The sequence below is a fragment of the Enterovibrio paralichthyis genome, assembly GCF_019209835.1.
GTDB lineage: Bacteria > Pseudomonadota > Gammaproteobacteria > Enterobacterales > Vibrionaceae > Enterovibrio > Enterovibrio paralichthyis.
On sequence record NZ_JAHUTS010000009.1, the window covers coordinates 38529 to 56347 of the forward strand.

The following is a 17819-nucleotide window of genomic DNA, read 5'->3' on the forward strand; positions in this document are numbered from 1 at the left end:
GGCGGGCGTTAAAGCTTAAACAGCGAAGCTGCCAGTGTGTCAGTTCTTCTGGCGGTTTACCTTGACCACATTCGGCATGATGCGGATGCGGCGCATGATATTGGCCAGATGGACACGGTTCTTGGTGGTCAGCTTAACGTAAATGGTATACAGGCGTCCGTCGCGTTCTTCGGTACTCAGCCCCTGGATATTGGCGCCGGTCGAAGCGATGGTATTGGTCAGGTCAGCCAGGGCACCTTGATGGTTCTGCATATCAATACGCAGGCCGGTGACAAAGTCCTGATCAATATCTTTGGCCCATTCGACAGCCATGTACTTGTCCGGCTCCTGGCGGTAACCGCGGATGTTGGCACATTCCTCACGGTGGATCACCAGGCCTTTACCCGGGCTTACGTGTGCAACGATGTGGTCACCGGGAATAGGTCGACAGCAATTAGCGTAAGTCAGCAAGATACCTTCAGCGCCACGGATTGGCAGACAGTCGCCCTGTGGTTCAAGGCTGTCAGCATCACCCAGCAGGCGTTTGGCAATCACGACGCTCATCAGCTCGCCGGTACCGATGTCGGCCAGCAGGTCGTCCACGGCTTCCAGTTTGAGATCGCTCAGCACTTTCTGCATGTTTTCCGGATCGATATCCTGCAAGCTGCGCTCACCCAGGGCATGGTTGAGCAGGCGTCGGCCAAGGATCACGGATTCTTTGCGGCGCTTGGTTTTCAGTACCTGACGGATTTTAGTCCGGGCGCGTGATGTCACCACATAGTTGAGCCACGCCGCGTTAGGACGGGCACCCGGTGCGGTGATGATTTCAATCGTCTGGCCATTTTTCAGCGGTTGGCTGAGCGGGTAGGACTGGCGGTTGACGCGCGCGCCGACACAGGAGTTACCCACATCGGTATGCACGGCATAGGCGAAGTCCACTGCGGTGGCGCCGACTGGCAATTCCACTATGCGGCCTTTCGGGGTGAAAACGAAAAGCTCGTCCGGGAAAAGGTCTGACTTCACGCTCTCAATGAATTCGAATGAGCTGCCGGCGCTCTGCTGAAGCTCCAGCAGGCTTTGCATCCAGCGCTGTGCACGCACCTGTGCGGTAGTGCCACCCGTTGGACGGTCAGCGCCGTCTTTGTACGCCCAGTGCGCTGCCACACCTTTGTCCGCCATTTGATCCATATCTTCGGTACGGATCTGCACTTCCACCGGCACGCCGTGCGGGCCAATCATGGAGGTGTGCAGGGACTGGTAGCCGTTGGCTTTCGGCACCGCGATGTAATCTTTCATCCGGCCCGGGCGTGGCTTGTACAGGTTGTGCATCTGGCCCAATACGCGGTAGCAGGTGTCCACGTCATCGACAATCACGCGGAAAGCGTAAAGATCCATGATAGTGTGGAAGCGCTGCTCCTTGTTCTTCATCTTGTTGTAGATGGAGTACAGGTTTTTCTCGCGGCCGAGCACTTTGGCATTGATCCCTGCATCTTGCAGGCGGCCTTCGATTTCCGCGTGGATTTTCTGGATCATCTCCTTGCGGTTGCCGCGCGCCTGGATCACCACTTCGCGCAATACGCGGTAGCGGGTTGGGTACAGGGCTTCAAAACCGAGCTCTTCCAGTTCCACTTTGATGTTGTGGATACCGAGACGGTGGGCAAGGGGAGAGAAAATCTCAAGGGTTTCACGGGCAATGCGGCGGCGTTTGTCCGGACGCAGTGCGCCGAGCGTGCGCATGTTATGGGTGCGGTCCGCCAGTTTAATAAGGATGACGCGGATGTCGTGGGCCATGGCCATGATCATCTTGCGGAAGTTCTCCGCCTGCGCTTCCTGACGGTCGCGGAATTTGAGTTTGTCGAGTTTGGATACCCCATCCACCAGGTCGGCGACGGTATCGCCAAAGCGCTGTTGCAAGTCTTCTTTGGTGACTTCGGTGTCTTCAATCACGTCGTGCAGCAAGGCTGCCATCAGGGTTTCGTGATCGAGGCGCATTTCCGCCAGAATGCGGGCAACGGCAATAGGGTGGATGATGTAGGGTTCCCCGCTGGAGCGGGATTGCCCCTCGTGGGCGTCTCGCGCCACCAAATACGCTTGCCGGAGCGCCTCTAAGTGCTGCTCCGGCAAGTATTGTGCGGCGACTTCTCTCAGGCTATCGAAAAGATACAATCTGCCTGTTTCCCTGAAGTTAGATTAGCGAAGTGAACCTGTGATGGTGCTTACTGCAGCCAGTTCAGCAGCTTCTTGTTCTTGCTGCTCTTGGCGCTCACGTGCATCCAGGATGTCTTTAGTGATCAGGCCTTCCTCGATTTCACGCAGAGCGATAACGGTTTGCTTATCGTTCTCTTCCTGAACCAGTGCGTCTTTACCACCAGTTTGCATTTGGCGTGCGCGACGAGCTGCTACCAATACTAGATCGAAACGGTTGCCAATTTTTTCAACAGCGTCTTGAACGGTTACGCGTGCCATGAAGAACTCCAGTAAGTAATAAAATCAAAATGACCGAAAATTATACAAAAGCGCATTGACCTAAACAACCAACATCTTTGGTCGTTGCAGTCTTTTATGGTGCCAGCAGCCTGTCGATCATGTCGTGATGGCGGCTGTATTGCTTGTCCTGTGTCATACGCTCAGCGCGGAGGATGGCTTTAATGTCCATCAGGGCCACGTCGAAATCATCATTCACAATAACGTAGTCGTACTCGTTATAGTGAGAAATTTCAGAGACGGCTTCTTCCATGCGTTTGGCGATAACCTCGTCTGAGTCCTGTCCGCGGGCATTGAGGCGACGCTCAAGCTCTTCGCGGCTCGGCGGCAGAATGAAGATGCTTTTCGCGTTCGGCATTTTCTCGCGAATTTGCTGGGCGCCTTGCCAGTCGATGTCGAGGAAAATGTCGACGCCTTTGGCCAGCATGTCTTCAATCCACAGGCGTGATGTACCGTAGAAGTTACCGAATACTTCGGCATATTCCAGGAACGCGTCTTTTTCGATCAGGGCTTTGAATTCGTCAACCGAAACAAAATGGTAGTGAACACCGTTCTCTTCGCCCGGACGTGTAGCACGGGTGGTGTGAGAAACAGACACTTTCATGTCGTAACGAGGGTTGTCTTTCAGCAACGCGGAAATCAGGCTGGATTTACCGGCACCGCTGGGCGCTGACACGATATAAAGCGTACCTTGGCTCATGGTTCAGATCACTGTGAGGTTAAAGGGCGCGCAGATTACCACGGACCACGCAAAATTTGAATTCCACTTTTAGGATAACGGATATTTGCGCCAGCCCCCTAACCGAATTCAGGCGCCGGGGAAATAAAGCGAAAAAAACCGGGCGCGATGGCCCGGCTTTTCAATCCGTGTTTAACGATCAGTGCAGGTCAGCTACCGCTTTCACCAGCGCAGCCAGACCGTTCCAGTCGCCTTTGTCCATCAGGTCGGTTGGCACCATCCAGGTACCGCCGCACGCAACCACGCTCTTGATGCTGAGGTAGTCGCCGACGTTTGCCGGGCTGATACCGCCGGTTGGCATAAAGCGAACCGGGTAAACGGCGGTCAGGGCTTTGAGCATGTTCACGCCGCCTGAAGGTTCAGCCGGGAAGAATTTCAGGGTTTTCAGACCCATTTCCATCGCCTGCTCAACCAGGCTTGGATTGTTCACGCCCGGTACGATAGCAATGTTGCGCTGCTGGCAGTATTTCACTGTGGTTGGGTTGAAGCCCGGGCTCACGATGAAATCCACGCCTGCGTCAATCGCCGTGTCGACCTGCTCAGTGGTCAGCACAGTACCCGCGCCAATCAGCAGCTCCGGGTAGGCTTCACGCATGACACGGATAGACTCGGCCGCCGCTTCGGTACGGAAGGTCACTTCAGCACATGGCAGGCCGTTTTCCACCAGGACTTTAGCCAGTGGCAGCGCGTGTGCCACGTCGTTGATGGCAATCACAGGAACGATTTTGATTTCTTGTAGACGCTGTTCAAGGGTCTTCATGGGTAACCTCTTAAAGAATAAAGCTCAATGTTGCTACGATAATGAATGCGATGCCGCCAAGCAAAGTTTCCATTACGGTCCAGGTTTTCAGTGTCGTCTTCTCGTCCATATCCAGCAGGCGTGATACCAGCCAGAAACCAGAGTCGTTGAAGTGGGACAGCACGGTCGCACCGGACGCGATAGCAATCACGATAAAGCACAGATCCAGCTCGCTCAGGCCAGTGGTTGCGGCAACCACTGGGGCAATCAGGGCAGCAGTGGTGGTCAGTGCCACGGTGGCTGAACCCTGCGCCACGCGCAAGCAGGTTGAAATAACGAAGGCGGCAAAGATAACCGGCATACCTGTGTCTGTCAGCACGCCCGCCAGCGCATCACCGATGCCACTTGCACGCAGTACGCCACCAAACATACCACCGGCACCGGTCACCAGTACCACGCCACAAATCGGTGCCAGCGAATCGCCGCACAGTTTTTCCAGTTTCGCCATGCCGTAATCTTTGGCAAATACCGCCAGACACACCATCAGGGTGATCAGCAGGGCTACCGGGGTTTTACCCAGCATGCGCAGGAATTCGACCAGTGGGGTTTTGCCGTCAATCACACCGGCAACAGACAGCGTGTGCAGGCCGGTATCCAGACAGATCAGCAGTACCGGCAGCACCAGAATGCCCATCACGGTTGCAAACTTAGGCAGCTTGTTTTCGTCAACAATGGTGTCGCTGTTAAAGAAGGCTTTCGACAGGGGAATGTCGAATTTCTTGCCCGCGTACAGGCCAAACAGGTATGCGCCGAAGTACCAGGTCGGGATCGCCACCAGGATACCGACAACCAGCAGCAAGCCAATGTTCGCGCCAAGGAATTCTGCGGCAGCGACTGGGCCAGGGTGCGGGGGAACGAAACCGTGCATGACTGCAAAGGCACCGGCAGCAGGCAGGGCGTATTTGATCGGTGAACCGCCAAAACGTGCGGCGACGCTAAGGATGATAGGCATCATCACAACCAGGCCGGCGTCGAAGAAAATCGGGAAACCAAACAGCAGTGACGCCACACCCAGTGCAAACGGGGCTTTGTCTTCGCCGAAGCGGCCAATCAAGGTGTCTGCCAGCACTTTTGCGCCGCCGGTCACTTCCAGGATTTTGCCAATCATGGCCCCCAGACCAACCAGCAGTGCTACCGATGCCAGGGTGCCGCCGAAGCCGCCCATCATGGTCGGAACCACTTTTTCAGAAGCGACACCGGTCGCGATTGCAGTGCCCAGGCTGACAATGGTCAGTGAAGCGAATGCGTGGACTTTCATTTTGATGATCAGAACCAGCAGCGCCGCGATAGCAAGAGTGGCGACTGTCAGCAGATACGTAGGGTCAGAGGCTTGAACAAACTGCTCCATATATACACCTTTCACGATTGGCTTTGTTTGTGTGTGAGTTCACATTTGTTTTAGTTACCGGTAACATGTTACCGATAACATTCGTAAGATAAACCCCAATCGCGCTGAGAATTCCAAAATTGAGAGCACGCGCAAGTTTGGTATAGAGGATTAGTCATGGCTGGAAGTAGTGTCATCGTTATGGGCGTTTGCGCCAGTGGGAAAACGACCGTGGGCGAAATGCTGGCAAAGCAGCTTAACCGCAAATTCATTGACGGGGACGACCTGCATCCCCGTGCAAATATTCAAAAAATGGCATCCGGTCAGCCGCTGAATGACGATGACCGCGCACCTTGGCTGGAGCGTATCCGCGACGCAGCTTACAGCCTTGAAAGCAAAAACGAGCATGGTGTGATTGTCTGCTCAGCCTTGAAGAAAAAATACCGCGACCAAATCCGCGAAGGGAACGAGAACGTCACCTTCCTGTTTTTGGACGGTGATATGGCCTTGATCATGGAGCGTATGCGCGCCCGCTCAGGTCACTTTATGAAAGAAAACATGGTGAAAAGCCAGTTTGAAACTCTGGAGCGCCCGGAAGGCGAACCAAAAACCCTGTTTATCGATATTGACTGCACTCTGGAAGAAGTGGTTGATCGATCTGTTACGGCCGTGCTGGCCCAGCAGGAGATGGCGCAATGATCAATGAAACCGTCAAAGCCATTACCGAGCGGCTGATTGAACGCAGCCGCGCGACCCGCGATGCCTTTTTGGCGCGTACCCGTGCCCAGCAAGAAGCAGGCAAAGGCCGCACCCAACTGACCTGTGGCAACCTGGCGCATGCTGTGGCAGCGTCTTGCTCGGCAGAAAAGAAATCCATCCTCGATTTTACCCGCGCCAACGTTGCGCTCATCAGCGCCTACAACGACATGCTGAGCGCGCACCAGCCATATCAGGATTATCCGGCGAAGATTAAAAAAACGCTGGCAGGACAGGGGCATACTGCGCAGGTGGCTGGTTGTGTACCGGCCATGTGTGATGGCGTGACGCAAGGCCAGCCCGGTATGGATATGTCGCTGTTTTCCCGCGACCTCATTGCGCAGTCCACGGCACTGTCATTGAGCCACAACACGTTTGATGCCACCTTGCTGTTGGGGATTTGCGACAAAATCGCCCCGGGGCAACTGATGGGCGCACTGACTTATGCTCACCTGCCAACGGCGTTTGTACCGGCGGGCCTGATGCCAACGGGTATCAGCAATGAAGAGAAAGTGGACGTTCGCCAGCGTTATGCGGCGGGCGAAGTGGGCAAAGAAGCGCTTTTGGATATGGAATGCCGCGCCTACCACGCACCTGGCACCTGCACTTTCTATGGCACCGCCAACACCAACCAGTTGGTGTTTGAAGCCATGGGACTGATGCTGCCGGGTTCGGCGTTTATCCACCCACATTGTGAGCTTCGCCATGCCCTGACCGATCACGCGGCACTGAAAATTGCGGCGATGACCAAAGAGTCGGCGCAATACCGTCCACTGGCCGATGTGGTCACGGAAAAGAGCCTGATCAACGGCATCATCGCCCTGCTGGCATCCGGTGGCAGTACCAACCACACCATTCACATGCTGGCGGTAGCGCGCGCGGCAGGCATCCAGTTGACCTGGCAGGACATCAGCGATCTGTCCGAGGTGGTGCCGTTGTTGGCACGTGTTTACCCGAATGGCCCGGCGGACATGAATGCGTTTCAGGAAGCGGGCGGTGTACCTGCACTGCTGCGCCGCCTGACAATTTCCGGCCTGCTGCACACGGATGTACTGCCGGTATTCGGCCAGTTTGAAGATCAGCTTTCTCTGCCTTCACTGGAAAACGGCACCCTGAGCTGGCTGCCATGCAGCGGTACCCTGGATGCCTCTGTGATTGCTGCTGATGATGAGGTGTTCCAGAGCACGGGCGGCACCCGCGTGCTGGACGGCAACCTCGGCCGTGCGGTGGTAAAAGTCTCTGCGGTAAAAGAAGAGCAGCGCGTGATTGAGGCGCCTGCGGTGGTGTTCCAGTGCCAGCATGAAGTGGAAGCCGCCTACAAACGCGGCGAGCTGAACAAAGACTGCATTGTTGTCGTGACCCACAATGGCCCTGCGGCAAATGGTATGCCGGAGCTGCACAAGCTGATGCCTATTCTCGGCAACATTCAGAAAGCGGGCTTTAAGGTGGCGCTGGTCACCGATGGCCGACTGTCCGGTGCGTCAGGCAAAATTCCATCGGCTATCCATGTGTCACCGGAGGCAATCCGCGGCGGTGCGATTGGTCTGGTACGTGATGGTGACCTGATCTCCCTAAACTGCCAGACCGGTGAGCTGAATAACCTCAGCGACATGCAGGGGCGTGAGGTGATGGCATTGGATACCGAAGCGCTGCAGCAAAGCTGGGGTCGCAACCTGTTCCGCGTCATGCGCCAGACAGTCACCAGCGCTGAAGAAGGTGCGAGCTTTATCGTGTAATGCGTTGATAAAAAAGGAAAAGGGCAGCCAGGTGGGCTGCCCTTTTTGTATGCGCTATGCAGAGGCTACAGACTTTCGCCTTCCGTGATGCGGTAGCCAAGGTCGACCACGCTTGCTTCTACCTCTTCGCCTTTCAATCGCGCCAGCAACAGTTCGGCACTTTTCTTACCAATCTCATAACGCGGCGTGTCGACGCTGGTCAGTTTCGGGCTGACCGACAGGCCGATATCCAGCGCGTTGTAACCGACAATCGAAAGTTGCTGCGGAATCTGAATGCCACGCTGCGTGGCGCTCAGTAGGGTACCGATGGCAATGTCATCGTTGGTGCAGAATACGCCGTCGAGATCTGGGTGCTCTGCCAGCGCCCGCGTCAGCAGATCATGCGCCAGGGAAAAGCTTGAGTGCTCTTCGGTCAGCACATGCAACGGTGTCAGCCCCGCTTCCAGCATGGCTTTGTCGTAGCCTTCCATCCGCAGACGGGTACGGGTATCGAGACGGGCACCGAAGTAGGCAATGCGGCGTTTTCCCGCACTAAGCATACGAGTGACGACATCATAGGAGGCGGCGACATGGTCAAGCCCCACCACCATATCAATCGGCTGGGCGGGAATTTCCATGGTTTCCACCACCGGCAGACCTGCGGTTTTGATCATCTGCAGTGTGCGCGGGGTGTGGTGGCTTTCGGTCAGGATAAGGCCATCGACCTGATAGGAGAGCAGGGAGGCAATTTTTTGCTCCTCTTCCACTTCATCATAACTAAAGTGCGCCAGCAGGGTTTCATAGCCATGGGCTTTTGTCACCGCCTCGATGCCCTGCACAAAGGAGGCAAAAATCTGGTTCGACAGGGAAGGCAGCAAGACACCAATCGCGCGGCTTGAAGATTTGGACAGCATGGCCGGCGCTTTGTTTTCGATATAGCCCAGCTCTTCAATCGCCAGGGCGATTTTGTCACGGGTTTTCGCCGCCACGGATTCCGGGTTACGAAGGTAGCGCGAGACCGTCATCTTTGTGATGCCGATTTTGTCAGCGATATCCTGCAGTGTGGTGCGGTTTTTCTTTTGATTCGACATGTCTGATAGCCACCTTCAATGTTACGGTAACATTATTGGGGAAACGTCCAGTCGACACAAGTAGATAGACCTGACATGCTCAGATTTTTGTACATTTGAAGAGAAATGCTCAGAAACAAAACAGGCTCCGCGAAGGGAGCCTGTCAAAAGCAAAGGGTGACTATGCTTATTCGATGTTCTGGATCTGCTCGCGCATTTGCTCAATCAGAACTTTCAGCTCAACGCCTGATGCGGTGATTTCGGTGCTGATTGATTTTGATGCCAGGGTGTTCGACTCGCGGTTGAACTCCTGCATCATGAAATCCAGACGACGGCCACAAGCGCCACCTTTAGCCAGGATTTTCTTGGTCTCTGACACGTGTGAGTCCAGGCGATCCAGCTCTTCTGCCACATCCGACTTTTGTGCCAGCAGGATGATTTCCTGCTCTACGCGGTTGGCATCCAGCTCAACCTTCGCTTCTTCCAGCTTGTTGATCAGGCGATCGCGTTGCCATTGCAGGATTTCCGGCATTTTGCCGCGTACTTTCACTACTTCTGCGGCAATGCCTTCCAGACGCTGTTCAATCAGCGCTTTCATGTTATCGCCTTCGCTTGCACGCGCTGCGATAAAGTCGTTCACGGTTTCGTCAAAGCCTTCCAGCAGGGCCTTGTTGATCACGTCCATGTCCTGCTCAGGGGTCGCCATGACGCCCGGCCATTGCAGTACCTGGAAAGGACCGATATTGCCTTCACCGGACACTTCTTTTACCCATTTCGCAGCGTGAATAACCTGTTTTGCCAGCTCTTCATTGATTTTCAGCTCAGTGTTGGCAGACGCATTGGCTTCAAAGCGCAGGTTACATTCCACCTTACCGCGCGCCAGACGGGTGCGGAAACGCTCGCGGATGATAGGTTCAAGGCCACGGAACTGCTCTGGCATACGGATATAAGTTTCGAGATAACGTTGGTTAACCGAGCGGATTTCCCAAACGGCGGTACCCCAGGTGCCTTTGATTTCACGTCGGGCATAGCCAGTCATACTGTGGATCATTGAAGTTCACTCATCGAAGGTAAATTTGCGTCATTATATGCCCATATGCCCGGCGATGTCAGTCAGATGCATCATGACGATACATCAGCCAGAAAAAGGACGGAAAATGGCTTTGTATTAGCGCCCAGAGCATGAAGTCGTTATACTCGCCGGTTAACGAAATTCAGCAGATTTAAACAGGTGAGTCTATGCGTCCTAGCGGCAGAGAAGTTGGTCAAATCCGTCCAGTTACCATTACCCGTCACTTTACCGCCCATGCGGAAGGTTCTGTGCTGGTGGAATTTGGCAACACAAAAGTTATCTGTACCGCGAGCGTTGAAGATGGCGTACCACGCTTTCTGAAAGGCAAGGGACAAGGCTGGGTGACTGCCGAATACGGCATGCTGCCACGCGCTACCCACACCCGTAACCGCCGTGAAGCGGCAAACGGCAAGCAGGGTGGCCGCACCATGGAAATCCAGCGCCTGATCGCACGCAGCCTGCGCGCGGCGGTTAACCTCGACAAGCTGGGTGATTTCACTATCACCGTTGACTGTGATGTTATCCAGGCTGATGGCGGCACCCGTACTGCATCTATCACTGGCGCAAGCGTGGCAATGGCCGATGCGCTGAACAAGCTGGTGAGTGAAGGCAAACTGAAAGAAAACCCAATGAAAGGCCACGTTGCGGCGGTTTCAGTAGGTATCTTTGAAGGTACGCCAATTTGCGATCTGGAATACGTGGAAGATTCCGCCGCAGATACCGACATGAACGTGGTCATGCTGGAAGATGGCCGCATGATTGAGGTGCAGGGCACGGCGGAAGCTGAGCCGTTTACCGCTGAAGAGCTGAACGCCATGTTGTCGCTGGCCACCCAGGGCATCAAGGATATCGTAGCTATTCAGAAAGCATCGTTAATTGATTGATGAGAAAGCGGCTTCTATCGGAGCCGCTTTTTTTTAACCGGATTGTAGAAGGGGCGGCGATTGCCCCGGTTTTTTGTTCGACAGGAGAGAAAATGAAAGCCTATCAGCGTCAGTTCATCGAATTTGCATTGGAAAAAGAAGTACTGAAGTTCGGTGAATTCACTTTGAAGTCTGGCCGTAAGAGCCCTTACTTCTTTAATGCCGGTCTGTTCAACACAGGCAGGGATTTGGCGCGTCTGGGCCGTTTCTACGCGGCGGCACTGGTAGATTCCGGCATCGACTACGATCTGCTGTTCGGCCCGGCTTACAAGGGCATTCCAATTGCGACCACCACCGCGGTTGCGCTGGCAGAGCACCACGATGTGGATACGCCTTACTGTTTTAACCGTAAGGAAGCCAAAGATCACGGCGAAGGCGGCAACTTGGTAGGCAGCGCGCTGGAAGGCCGCGTCATGCTGGTTGACGACGTAATCACTGCGGGTACGGCGATTCGTGAGTCGATGGAAATTATCCAGGCGAATGGCGCGGATCTGGCGGGCGTTCTGGTGGCGATTGACCGTCAGGAGAAAGGCAAGGGCGAGTTGTCGGCGATTCAGGAAGTAGAGCGCGACTTCGGCTGTAAAGTGGTGTCTATCATCAGCCTGGGCGATCTGGTGACTTACCTGGAAGAGCAAGGCAGCAACCCAGAGCAACTGGCGGCGGTAAAAGCTTACCGCGCGGAATACGGTATCTAAGCGGTTTCCGGCAAAGACAAAAAAGGCTGCATGATGCAGCCTTTTTTAATGCGATTTGCAGCGCAATCAGTTCAGTTGTGCGCTCAATAGTTGCCAGTACTGGTCAAATTCCGCGGTTGGCGCGTATTTGAAATTTGAGCGGACAAAACGGTTCAGACTGCCTTCCACCTGACCAAGCAACTGCGCAGCCAATACAGACTCTTCCACCGGAAAGCCTTTGCCTTCACGCAAACGACGTTCACGCAATACCTGACGCAACTGGCTCTCGATTTTCTCGAACAGCTGGTTGATACGCCCCTGCAGACGGTCCTGTTCAAACATCAGGGCATGACCTGTCATGATGCGGGTCAGTCCCGGGTTACGCTCACCGAATACCAACAGGAGTTGGAGAATAAGGCGAAGACGGGTCAGGGTGTCTTTTTCGTCGTTCTGGATGCGGTTTATGCGGGTGATGAGCGATTCTTCAATAAACTCAATCAATCCCTCAAACATGCGCGCTTTGCTCGGGAAATGGCGGTACAGCGCGGCTTCAGAGACGCCGACCTGTGCGGCGAGTTTGGCGGTGGTGATCCGCTGACTGCCTTGGTTGGATTCCAGCATTTGGGCCAGAGCCTGAAGAATTTCTTCTCTGCGATTCTGCTTTTTTGGGCCAGCCATGAATAGATGGTTCCTTTGTTGTTCTTGGGGTCTCAGACCCGAAATCTCGGCTGTAGAGCCGCTATCTTAGCGATCGGCTTTCTGTATTAAAAGAATAATGCACCTTGTTCGGCGCCGATGCCTAAAGGAATCTCTGAAACCGTGAATAAGGCAAAGAAAACGCCTTGTTATTGATGGCGTTTTCTTTGCGCAAAAGGCGCGTTATTTGGTGCCAGAGTGACCAAATCCGCCTTCGCCGCGCTCTGTCGCGTCAAAGTCTTCCACGATGTTGAAAGATGCCTGTACCACAGGCACAAACACCAGCTGGGCGATGCGCTCACCTGGCTCGATGGTGAAGGTGCTATTACCACGGTTCCAGCAAGACACCATCAGCTGGCCTTGGTAATCAGAATCAATCAGGCCCACCAGGTTACCCAGCACGATACCGTGCTTATGGCCAAGGCCAGAGCGAGGCAGGATAGTCGCCGCCAGTGAAGGGTCAGCGATATGAATGGCAAGGCCGGTTGGCAGCAGCTCAGTCTGACCTGGCTCCAGGGTCACTGGCGCGTCGAGGATGGCACGCAGATCAAGGCCTGCAGAGCCTTCAGTGGCATACGCTGGCAGCGGGAATTCTTTGCCCACACGTGGGTCGAGGATTTTCAAATCGATCTGTTTCATGGTCTTTTTCCGAAAGTTTTATTTGTTGCTGTAAAGCGTAAAAATCTCGCTGACGAGTTGGTTGCCGATGTCTGCTTTGCTGGCAAGTGGCAGGGCTTTGTCGCCTTGCGGCCAGTAAAGGTGCAGCGCGTTCTGGTCGCTGTTAAAGCCTTGACCTTCGCGGGACACATCGTTGGCGCAGATGAGATCCAGATTCTTGCGGGTCAGTTTGTCGCGGGCGTACTGCTCAACGTCCTGAGTTTCCGCGGCAAAACCTACGGTAAACGGGCGACCTTCAGCCAATGCGGCCACAGACGCCACGATATCCGGGTTTTTCACCAGGGTAAGGGTCATGTCGTCCTTGCCCTCTTTCTTTTTCATTTTCTGCTCAGCGACGTTGGCAGGGCGGAAATCCGCAACCGCGGCGCAGGCCACGAAAATCTGGTGCGCTTTAGCGTGTGCGTGCACGGCGTCATGCATCTGTTGAGCGCTTTCCACGTCAACGCGGGTAACACCCTGCGGCGTTGGCAGATTGACCGGGCCGCTCACCAGCGTCACGGTTGCGCCGCGTTTGGCCGCCGCCTCTGCAATCGCATAACCCATCTTGCCCGAGCTGTGGTTGGTCAGGTATCGCACTGGGTCGATGGCTTCGCGGGTTGGGCCAGCGGTGATCAGCATGGACGTGCCGGTCAGGTCACCCTCGGTGAAATACTCTTCTACCAGCGCAACTAGTTGCAAAGGCTCTAGCATACGGCCAGGCCCAACATCGCCACAGGCTTGCTCACCGCTTGCTGGTCCCCAAATTGGATAACCACGGCGTTTGAGGGTAGCCAGGTTTTCCTGGGTGGCGATTGCGCGGTACATCTGCTGGTTCATCGCCGGGGCGACGGCAATCGGCGCATCGGTGGCCAGGCACAGAGTAGAAAGCAGGTCGTTACCCATACCGGCAGAAACGCGGGCAATCAGATCGGCAGTTGCCGGTGCCAGCAGGACAAGGTCTGCCCACTTGGCAAATTCGATATGGCCCATGGAGGCTTCCGCTGCAGGGTCAAGCAGGCTGTCAGCCACCGGGTGACCGGACACTGCCTGCATGGTCAGCGGGGTAATGAACTCTTTCGCCGCGTTGGTCATCACTACACGGACTTCGGCGCCGCGCTCAATCAGGCGGCGGGTAAGGTCAGCACACTTATAGGCAGCGATACCGCCACTGATGCCGAGCACAATACGTTTTCCCGACAGGGATTGGGTAATCTTCTGAGCCATAACTCATTTCACCAAGTGAATAATGGGTGGAAAGATAACATAAAAGTGCAACCAATCCTGCTATCTCCCCGCTGATTGTGAAAGCGGAGAGATCCCAAAATGAAATGTAATTAATCAGATACTCACAGCTAAAAGCATCCGGTATTTATCGCAAGCTGCGCAGACAAAGGTTGACGCTCGTCTACATGGCTTGAAGGCTGCAAATTTTGACGGAAAAGTGAATACGCTATGTCGCTGAAAAACCTGCCGGAAGACTGCCGCCCGAGAGAGAAGCTGTTGGCAAAAGGGGCGGACTCCCTCACAGATGCCGAGTTACTGGCGATTTTTCTGCGTACCGGTGTGGCGGGTATGAATGCGATTGAGCTGGCCGGTTACCTACTAAAAGACTTCGGATCGCTGCGGGGGCTGATGCAGGCCAACCAGACGCAGTTTTGTCAGCGAAAGGGACTGGGTTCGGCCAAATATGCCCAGCTTCAGGCCGTGTTGGAGCTGAGCAAGCGCCACCTCGGGGAAACCCTTTCCCGTGATGACGGACTCACAAGCCCCTCACATACGGCGCGTTATTTGTCAGCCAAGTTACGTGACCGGCCAAGGGAGGCGTTTCTGGTGTTGTATCTTGATAACCAGCACCGGCCGATTCGGGACGAGATTTTATTTGAAGGCACCATCAATGCCGCCAATGTCTACCCAAGGGAAGTGGTGAAACGCGCACTGGATCTGGGTGCAAACGCTGTGATTCTGGCGCACAACCACCCATCTGGTATTGCAGAACCCAGCACCGCAGACCGCCATATTACCGCCAGAATTGCCGATGCATTGGCTTTGGTTGATATTCGTTTGCTCGACCATATGGTGATCGGGGACGGTGATGTGGTATCTTTCGCGGAGCGTGGTTGGATTTAGGTGCTATTTTCCAAATAGCATCGATCGTATTTATCCCTTCTCTCTGATTCGGTTGAAAGCTGCTAAGTTTCTTGAAACGGCGTTTTTTCTGGGCGCGAGTGAGGTTTGCCTCAGGTCAACGTCACCTAGGTTGCTAAAAAACGATCAAAAACTGTCAAAAGGATCTGCTCGGGACTTGAGCAATGGAAAGACAGTTAGTATAATGCGCCACCTTTGATAGCCTTGACCTAGAGCCTGACCTTGTTTGCAGGACTGGCGGACAAGGTTGATATCGAGCTGAAACGATTTGGAGAGACATTCATGTCACGAGTATGCCAAGTAACTGGCAAGCGTCCTGTAGTTGGTAACAACCGCTCTCACGCTAATAACGCCACCAAGCGTCGTTTTCTGCCGAACCTGCAAACTCATCGTTTCTGGGTAGAAAGCGAAAACCGCTTCGTTAAACTGCGCCTTACCCCTAAAGGTATGCGTATCATCGACAAGAAAGGTATTGATTCTGTTCTGGCAGACATCCGTGCCCGTGGTGAGAACGTTTAAGAGGACTTAAAGAATGGCTAAAGGCATTCGCGAGAAGATCCGCCTGGTATCATCAGCTGGTACTGGTCACTTCTACACTACTGATAAAAACAAACGTAACATGCCGGGCAAGTTCGAGATCAAGAAATTTGATCCAGTTGTTCGTCAACACGTTATGTACAAAGAAGCTAAAATCAAGTAATTGGTCTTTGCTCTTTGTAAAAAACCCGGCTTTGGCTGGGTTTTTTTATATCTGTAAAACGGGCGGTTGGGCATATACACTTACCTAAGTGCTTGGTACAGAGAGTGAATCATGGCAAGACCGTCCCGCAGAACCTTCAACAATATATTGATCCTCGGTGTATTGGTGTTCATCGCCCTGATGAACCTGCCGACTTATCTGCGAAGCCATATCGCCGGATTGGAACAATCCCAGGACACGGAGCAGGTCACTCCAGATGGCGTGATAGCGCTGATGCCTGATAATTTGCAGATAAAAGCGCTGCAATTCCCCAAGTTTACCCTGACCAAAGCATCTCCCTGGCTGAGCGATACCAAACTGACTGTGTCTGCAACTGACCTGGCCAATCGCTGGATACACCTTTCCGGTACGGAAATCGACAAAGCCACTTACGATAAACTCAAGCCTGCGCTGCGTTCACCGTCGACTCTGGTCGTGGATCTTGGCGCTGATGAAGAGCCGCTTCGCCTGACCTACTACGAATTACCTCAATTTTGGTTACTGCAAAACTGGGAAAACCGTTGGCTTGCCGTCTCGGTTGATCCAAACTATCTCTTCCCGCTCGCCAACTGACAGGAAGACAATGCCAGAATTACCGGAAGTTGAGGTCAGCCGCCTCGGTATCCAGCCGCACGCGCTGGGGCAGGTGGTGACCCGTATCGATGTCCGTCAGCCTTCACTGCGCTGGCCGGTGCCTGAAAATATCCATGATATGGAAGGACAGGAAATACGCGCGGTGAAGCGCCGTGCCAAGTACCTGATCCTTGAAACGGATGCCGGTGAGGCGCTCATTCATTTGGGTATGTCAGGCAGCCTCAGGGTGCTCGATGGCGACGTTCCGCCGGCCAAGCACGATCATGTCGATTTGCACCTCAGTAACGGCAAGATGATCCGCTACAACGATCCACGCCGTTTCGGTGCCTGGTTGTGGCAGCCCAAAGGTGGCGAGCATGCGGTGTTGGGGAAACTGGGGCCTGAGCCGCTAACCGATGATTTCACCGGTGAGTACCTGTTTGATAAAAGCCGTGGCAAACGAACCGCCATTAAGCAGTTCATTATGGATAACGCCGTGGTGGTGGGGGTTGGGAATATCTACGCCAATGAGTCGCTGTTTATCTGCAACATCCATCCTAAGCGTCCGGCTGGGCAGCTGACCCTCAACGATGCCAATCTATTGGTTGATGAAATCAAGCAGGTATTGGCAACCGCTATCAAGCAGGGCGGCACCACACTGAAAGATTTCACCCAGACTGACGGCAAGCCGGGCTATTTTGCCCAAGAGCTGTTGGTTTATGGCAAGCAGGGCAAGCCATGCCCTGTATGTGGCGAGATATTGCAGAGCGTGAAGATAGGGCAGCGCAATACAGTGTTTTGCCCTGAATGCCAGAAAGATTAAAGCCCGCAAACGCGGGCTTTAATCTTTAAATAGCGACAGCACTTATTTTTTTAGGCGTGATTTCAGCGCTTCCAGCACCTTCGGGTGCACAAAGCCACTGGTGTCACCGCCGTGCAGGGCGACTTCTTTCACCAGCGTGGAAGAGATAAAGGAGTTCTCTTCTGACGGGGTCAGGAACACGCTTTCCAGCTCCGGCATCAGGCGGCGGTTCATGTTCGCCAGCTGAAATTCGTATTCAAAGTCTGACACCGCGCGCAGGCCACGCACCAGAATATTTGCCTGGTACTGTTTGGCAAAGTCCACCAGAAGGCCGGAAAAACCCACCACTTTCACGTTATCCAGATGGGCTGTGACGGCATTTGCCAGCTCTACACGTTCATCGAGGTCAAACAACGGCTTCTTGCTCGGACTTGCCGCAATACCGACAATCACTTCATCAAACATGGCGGCGGCGCGCTCAACCAGGTCAACATGGCCGTTGGTGATAGGGTCGAAGGTACCCGGATAAATCACACGGGTCAGGGATTTTCTGCTCACAGTCTTATCCTGCAAATTTCTAAACTGGCGACATGCTATCAAAAACTCACTGAATTTGATTCCCTGCCTTGAGTCGGGGTGATGAAAATATCTGCCTGTCCGACACTTTTT

The 17819-nt window shown here is 54.2% G+C and carries 20 protein-coding genes; 9 read left to right on the top strand and 11 right to left on the bottom strand.

The window, feature by feature from the left end; genetic code table 11:
- Positions 1-39: 39 nt before the first annotated feature.
- From spoT to KU854_RS12555, 5 genes are all read right to left on the bottom strand, one after another.
- Entirely contained in the window at positions 40-2145 is a 2106-nt protein-coding gene (gene spoT, locus KU854_RS12535; protein ID WP_218358870.1) for a bifunctional GTP diphosphokinase/guanosine-3',5'-bis pyrophosphate 3'-pyrophosphohydrolase, read from the bottom strand.
- 24 nt (positions 2146-2169) lie between these two features.
- Positions 2170-2445: a DNA-directed RNA polymerase subunit omega gene (gene rpoZ, locus KU854_RS12540; RefSeq protein WP_054779460.1), complete on the bottom strand. Its 276-nt coding sequence runs from the start codon at positions 2443-2445 to the stop codon at positions 2170-2172.
- 94 nt (positions 2446-2539) lie between these two features.
- The gene (gmk, locus tag KU854_RS12545; RefSeq protein WP_054779461.1) at positions 2540-3163 is read right to left on the bottom strand and encodes a guanylate kinase; all 624 of its coding nucleotides are present in this window, start codon (positions 3161-3163) and stop codon (positions 2540-2542) included.
- Between the two features lie 178 nt (positions 3164-3341).
- On the bottom strand, positions 3342-3962 hold the full coding sequence (locus tag KU854_RS12550; protein WP_218358871.1) for a bifunctional 4-hydroxy-2-oxoglutarate aldolase/2-dehydro-3-deoxy-phosphogluconate aldolase: 621 nt from the start codon (positions 3960-3962) through the stop codon (positions 3342-3344).
- Positions 3963-3972: 10 nt separating this feature from the next.
- The gene (locus KU854_RS12555) at positions 3973-5349 is read right to left on the bottom strand and encodes a GntP family permease (RefSeq protein WP_218358872.1); all 1377 of its coding nucleotides are present in this window, start codon (positions 5347-5349) and stop codon (positions 3973-3975) included.
- A gap of 156 nt (positions 5350-5505) precedes the next feature.
- On the opposite strand from KU854_RS12555, the gene KU854_RS12560 reads away from it, so the two are divergent.
- Entirely contained in the window at positions 5506-6027 is a 522-nt protein-coding gene (locus KU854_RS12560) for a gluconokinase (RefSeq protein ID WP_054779462.1), read from the top strand.
- Positions 6024-7820, top strand: coding sequence for a phosphogluconate dehydratase (edd, locus tag KU854_RS12565; RefSeq protein ID WP_218358873.1), 1797 nt, complete (start codon positions 6024-6026; stop codon positions 7818-7820). The genes KU854_RS12560 and edd overlap by 4 nt, the downstream gene beginning before the upstream one ends.
- 65 nt (positions 7821-7885) lie before the next feature.
- On the opposite strand, the gene KU854_RS12570 is transcribed toward edd, so the two are convergent.
- Both KU854_RS12570 and KU854_RS12575 read right to left on the bottom strand, forming a co-directional pair.
- On the bottom strand, positions 7886-8890 hold the full coding sequence (locus KU854_RS12570; RefSeq protein ID WP_218358874.1) for a substrate-binding domain-containing protein: 1005 nt from the start codon (positions 8888-8890) through the stop codon (positions 7886-7888).
- Between the two features lie 166 nt (positions 8891-9056).
- Entirely contained in the window at positions 9057-9920 is an 864-nt protein-coding gene (locus KU854_RS12575; protein ID WP_218358875.1) for a YicC/YloC family endoribonuclease, read from the bottom strand.
- Between the two features lie 188 nt (positions 9921-10108).
- Between KU854_RS12575 and rph the strand changes: the two genes are divergently transcribed.
- Positions 10109-10825, top strand: a complete 717-nt coding sequence (gene rph, locus KU854_RS12580; protein WP_218358876.1) for a ribonuclease PH — start codon at positions 10109-10111, stop codon at positions 10823-10825.
- 92 nt (positions 10826-10917) lie between these two features.
- A complete protein-coding gene (pyrE, locus tag KU854_RS12585) occupies positions 10918-11559 on the top strand; it encodes an orotate phosphoribosyltransferase (RefSeq protein WP_218358877.1) in 642 nt (213 codons plus the stop codon).
- A gap of 66 nt (positions 11560-11625) precedes the next feature.
- Here pyrE and slmA read toward each other — a convergent pair whose 3' ends face one another.
- The 3 genes from slmA to coaBC all read right to left on the bottom strand — a co-directional run bounded on the left by slmA (position 11626) and on the right by coaBC (position 14115).
- Positions 11626-12216 carry a nucleoid occlusion factor SlmA gene (gene slmA / locus KU854_RS12590; protein ID WP_054779465.1) on the bottom strand — a complete coding sequence of 197 codons (591 nt, stop codon included), beginning with the start codon at positions 12214-12216 and terminating at the stop codon, positions 11626-11628.
- Positions 12217-12417: 201 nt separating this feature from the next.
- Positions 12418-12873, bottom strand: a complete 456-nt coding sequence (gene dut, locus KU854_RS12595; protein ID WP_218358878.1) for a dUTP diphosphatase — start codon at positions 12871-12873, stop codon at positions 12418-12420.
- An 18-nt stretch (positions 12874-12891) separates the two neighbouring features.
- A complete protein-coding gene (gene coaBC / locus KU854_RS12600; protein ID WP_218358879.1) occupies positions 12892-14115 on the bottom strand; it encodes a bifunctional phosphopantothenoylcysteine decarboxylase/phosphopantothenate--cysteine ligase CoaBC in 1224 nt (407 codons plus the stop codon).
- A gap of 228 nt (positions 14116-14343) precedes the next feature.
- Here coaBC and radC point away from each other — a divergent pair, with 228 nt between their 5' ends.
- From radC to mutM, 5 genes are all read left to right on the top strand, one after another.
- A complete protein-coding gene (radC, locus tag KU854_RS12605; protein ID WP_218358880.1) occupies positions 14344-15018 on the top strand; it encodes a RadC family protein in 675 nt (224 codons plus the stop codon).
- A 300-nt stretch (positions 15019-15318) separates the two neighbouring features.
- Positions 15319-15555, top strand: a complete 237-nt coding sequence (gene rpmB, locus KU854_RS12610; RefSeq protein ID WP_046307935.1) for a 50S ribosomal protein L28 — start codon at positions 15319-15321, stop codon at positions 15553-15555.
- 13 nt (positions 15556-15568) lie between these two features.
- Positions 15569-15736, top strand: coding sequence for a 50S ribosomal protein L33 (rpmG, locus tag KU854_RS12615; RefSeq protein ID WP_002535344.1), 168 nt, complete (start codon positions 15569-15571; stop codon positions 15734-15736).
- A gap of 111 nt (positions 15737-15847) precedes the next feature.
- The gene (locus tag KU854_RS12620) at positions 15848-16348 is read left to right on the top strand and encodes a hypothetical protein (protein WP_218358881.1); all 501 of its coding nucleotides are present in this window, start codon (positions 15848-15850) and stop codon (positions 16346-16348) included.
- Positions 16349-16358: 10 nt separating this feature from the next.
- On the top strand, positions 16359-17171 hold the full coding sequence (gene mutM, locus KU854_RS12625; protein WP_218358882.1) for a bifunctional DNA-formamidopyrimidine glycosylase/DNA-(apurinic or apyrimidinic site) lyase: 813 nt from the start codon (positions 16359-16361) through the stop codon (positions 17169-17171).
- A gap of 42 nt (positions 17172-17213) precedes the next feature.
- Here the strand turns inward: mutM and coaD are convergent, their stop codons facing one another.
- Complete coding sequence (gene coaD, locus KU854_RS12630) at positions 17214-17708, bottom strand: pantetheine-phosphate adenylyltransferase (protein WP_218358883.1); 495 nt, start codon at positions 17706-17708, stop codon at positions 17214-17216.
- Positions 17709-17819: the final 111 nt, after the last annotated feature.

Coding starts and splice junctions, on each gene's coding strand:
- rpoZ (WP_054779460.1), bottom strand. CDS start 2,445: ATGGCACGCGTAACCGTTCAAGACGCTGTTGAAAAAATTGGCAACCGT.
- gmk (WP_054779461.1), bottom strand. CDS start 3,163: ATGAGCCAAGGTACGCTTTATATCGTGTCAGCGCCCAGCGGTGCCGGT.
- KU854_RS12550 (WP_218358871.1), bottom strand. CDS start 3,962: ATGAAGACCCTTGAACAGCGTCTACAAGAAATCAAAATCGTTCCTGTG.
- KU854_RS12555 (WP_218358872.1), bottom strand. CDS start 5,349: ATGGAGCAGTTTGTTCAAGCCTCTGACCCTACGTATCTGCTGACAGTC.
- KU854_RS12560 (WP_054779462.1), top strand. CDS start 5,506: ATGGCTGGAAGTAGTGTCATCGTTATGGGCGTTTGCGCCAGTGGGAAA.
- edd (WP_218358873.1), top strand. CDS start 6,024: ATGATCAATGAAACCGTCAAAGCCATTACCGAGCGGCTGATTGAACGC.
- KU854_RS12570 (WP_218358874.1), bottom strand. CDS start 8,890: ATGTCGAATCAAAAGAAAAACCGCACCACACTGCAGGATATCGCTGAC.
- KU854_RS12575 (WP_218358875.1), bottom strand. CDS start 9,920: ATGATCCACAGTATGACTGGCTATGCCCGACGTGAAATCAAAGGCACC.
- rph (WP_218358876.1), top strand. CDS start 10,109: ATGCGTCCTAGCGGCAGAGAAGTTGGTCAAATCCGTCCAGTTACCATT.
- pyrE (WP_218358877.1), top strand. CDS start 10,918: ATGAAAGCCTATCAGCGTCAGTTCATCGAATTTGCATTGGAAAAAGAA.
- slmA (WP_054779465.1), bottom strand. CDS start 12,216: ATGGCTGGCCCAAAAAAGCAGAATCGCAGAGAAGAAATTCTTCAGGCT.
- dut (WP_218358878.1), bottom strand. CDS start 12,873: ATGAAACAGATCGATTTGAAAATCCTCGACCCACGTGTGGGCAAAGAA.
- coaBC (WP_218358879.1), bottom strand. CDS start 14,115: ATGGCTCAGAAGATTACCCAATCCCTGTCGGGAAAACGTATTGTGCTC.
- radC (WP_218358880.1), top strand. CDS start 14,344: ATGTCGCTGAAAAACCTGCCGGAAGACTGCCGCCCGAGAGAGAAGCTG.
- rpmB (WP_046307935.1), top strand. CDS start 15,319: ATGTCACGAGTATGCCAAGTAACTGGCAAGCGTCCTGTAGTTGGTAAC.
- rpmG (WP_002535344.1), top strand. CDS start 15,569: ATGGCTAAAGGCATTCGCGAGAAGATCCGCCTGGTATCATCAGCTGGT.
- KU854_RS12620 (WP_218358881.1), top strand. CDS start 15,848: ATGGCAAGACCGTCCCGCAGAACCTTCAACAATATATTGATCCTCGGT.
- mutM (WP_218358882.1), top strand. CDS start 16,359: ATGCCAGAATTACCGGAAGTTGAGGTCAGCCGCCTCGGTATCCAGCCG.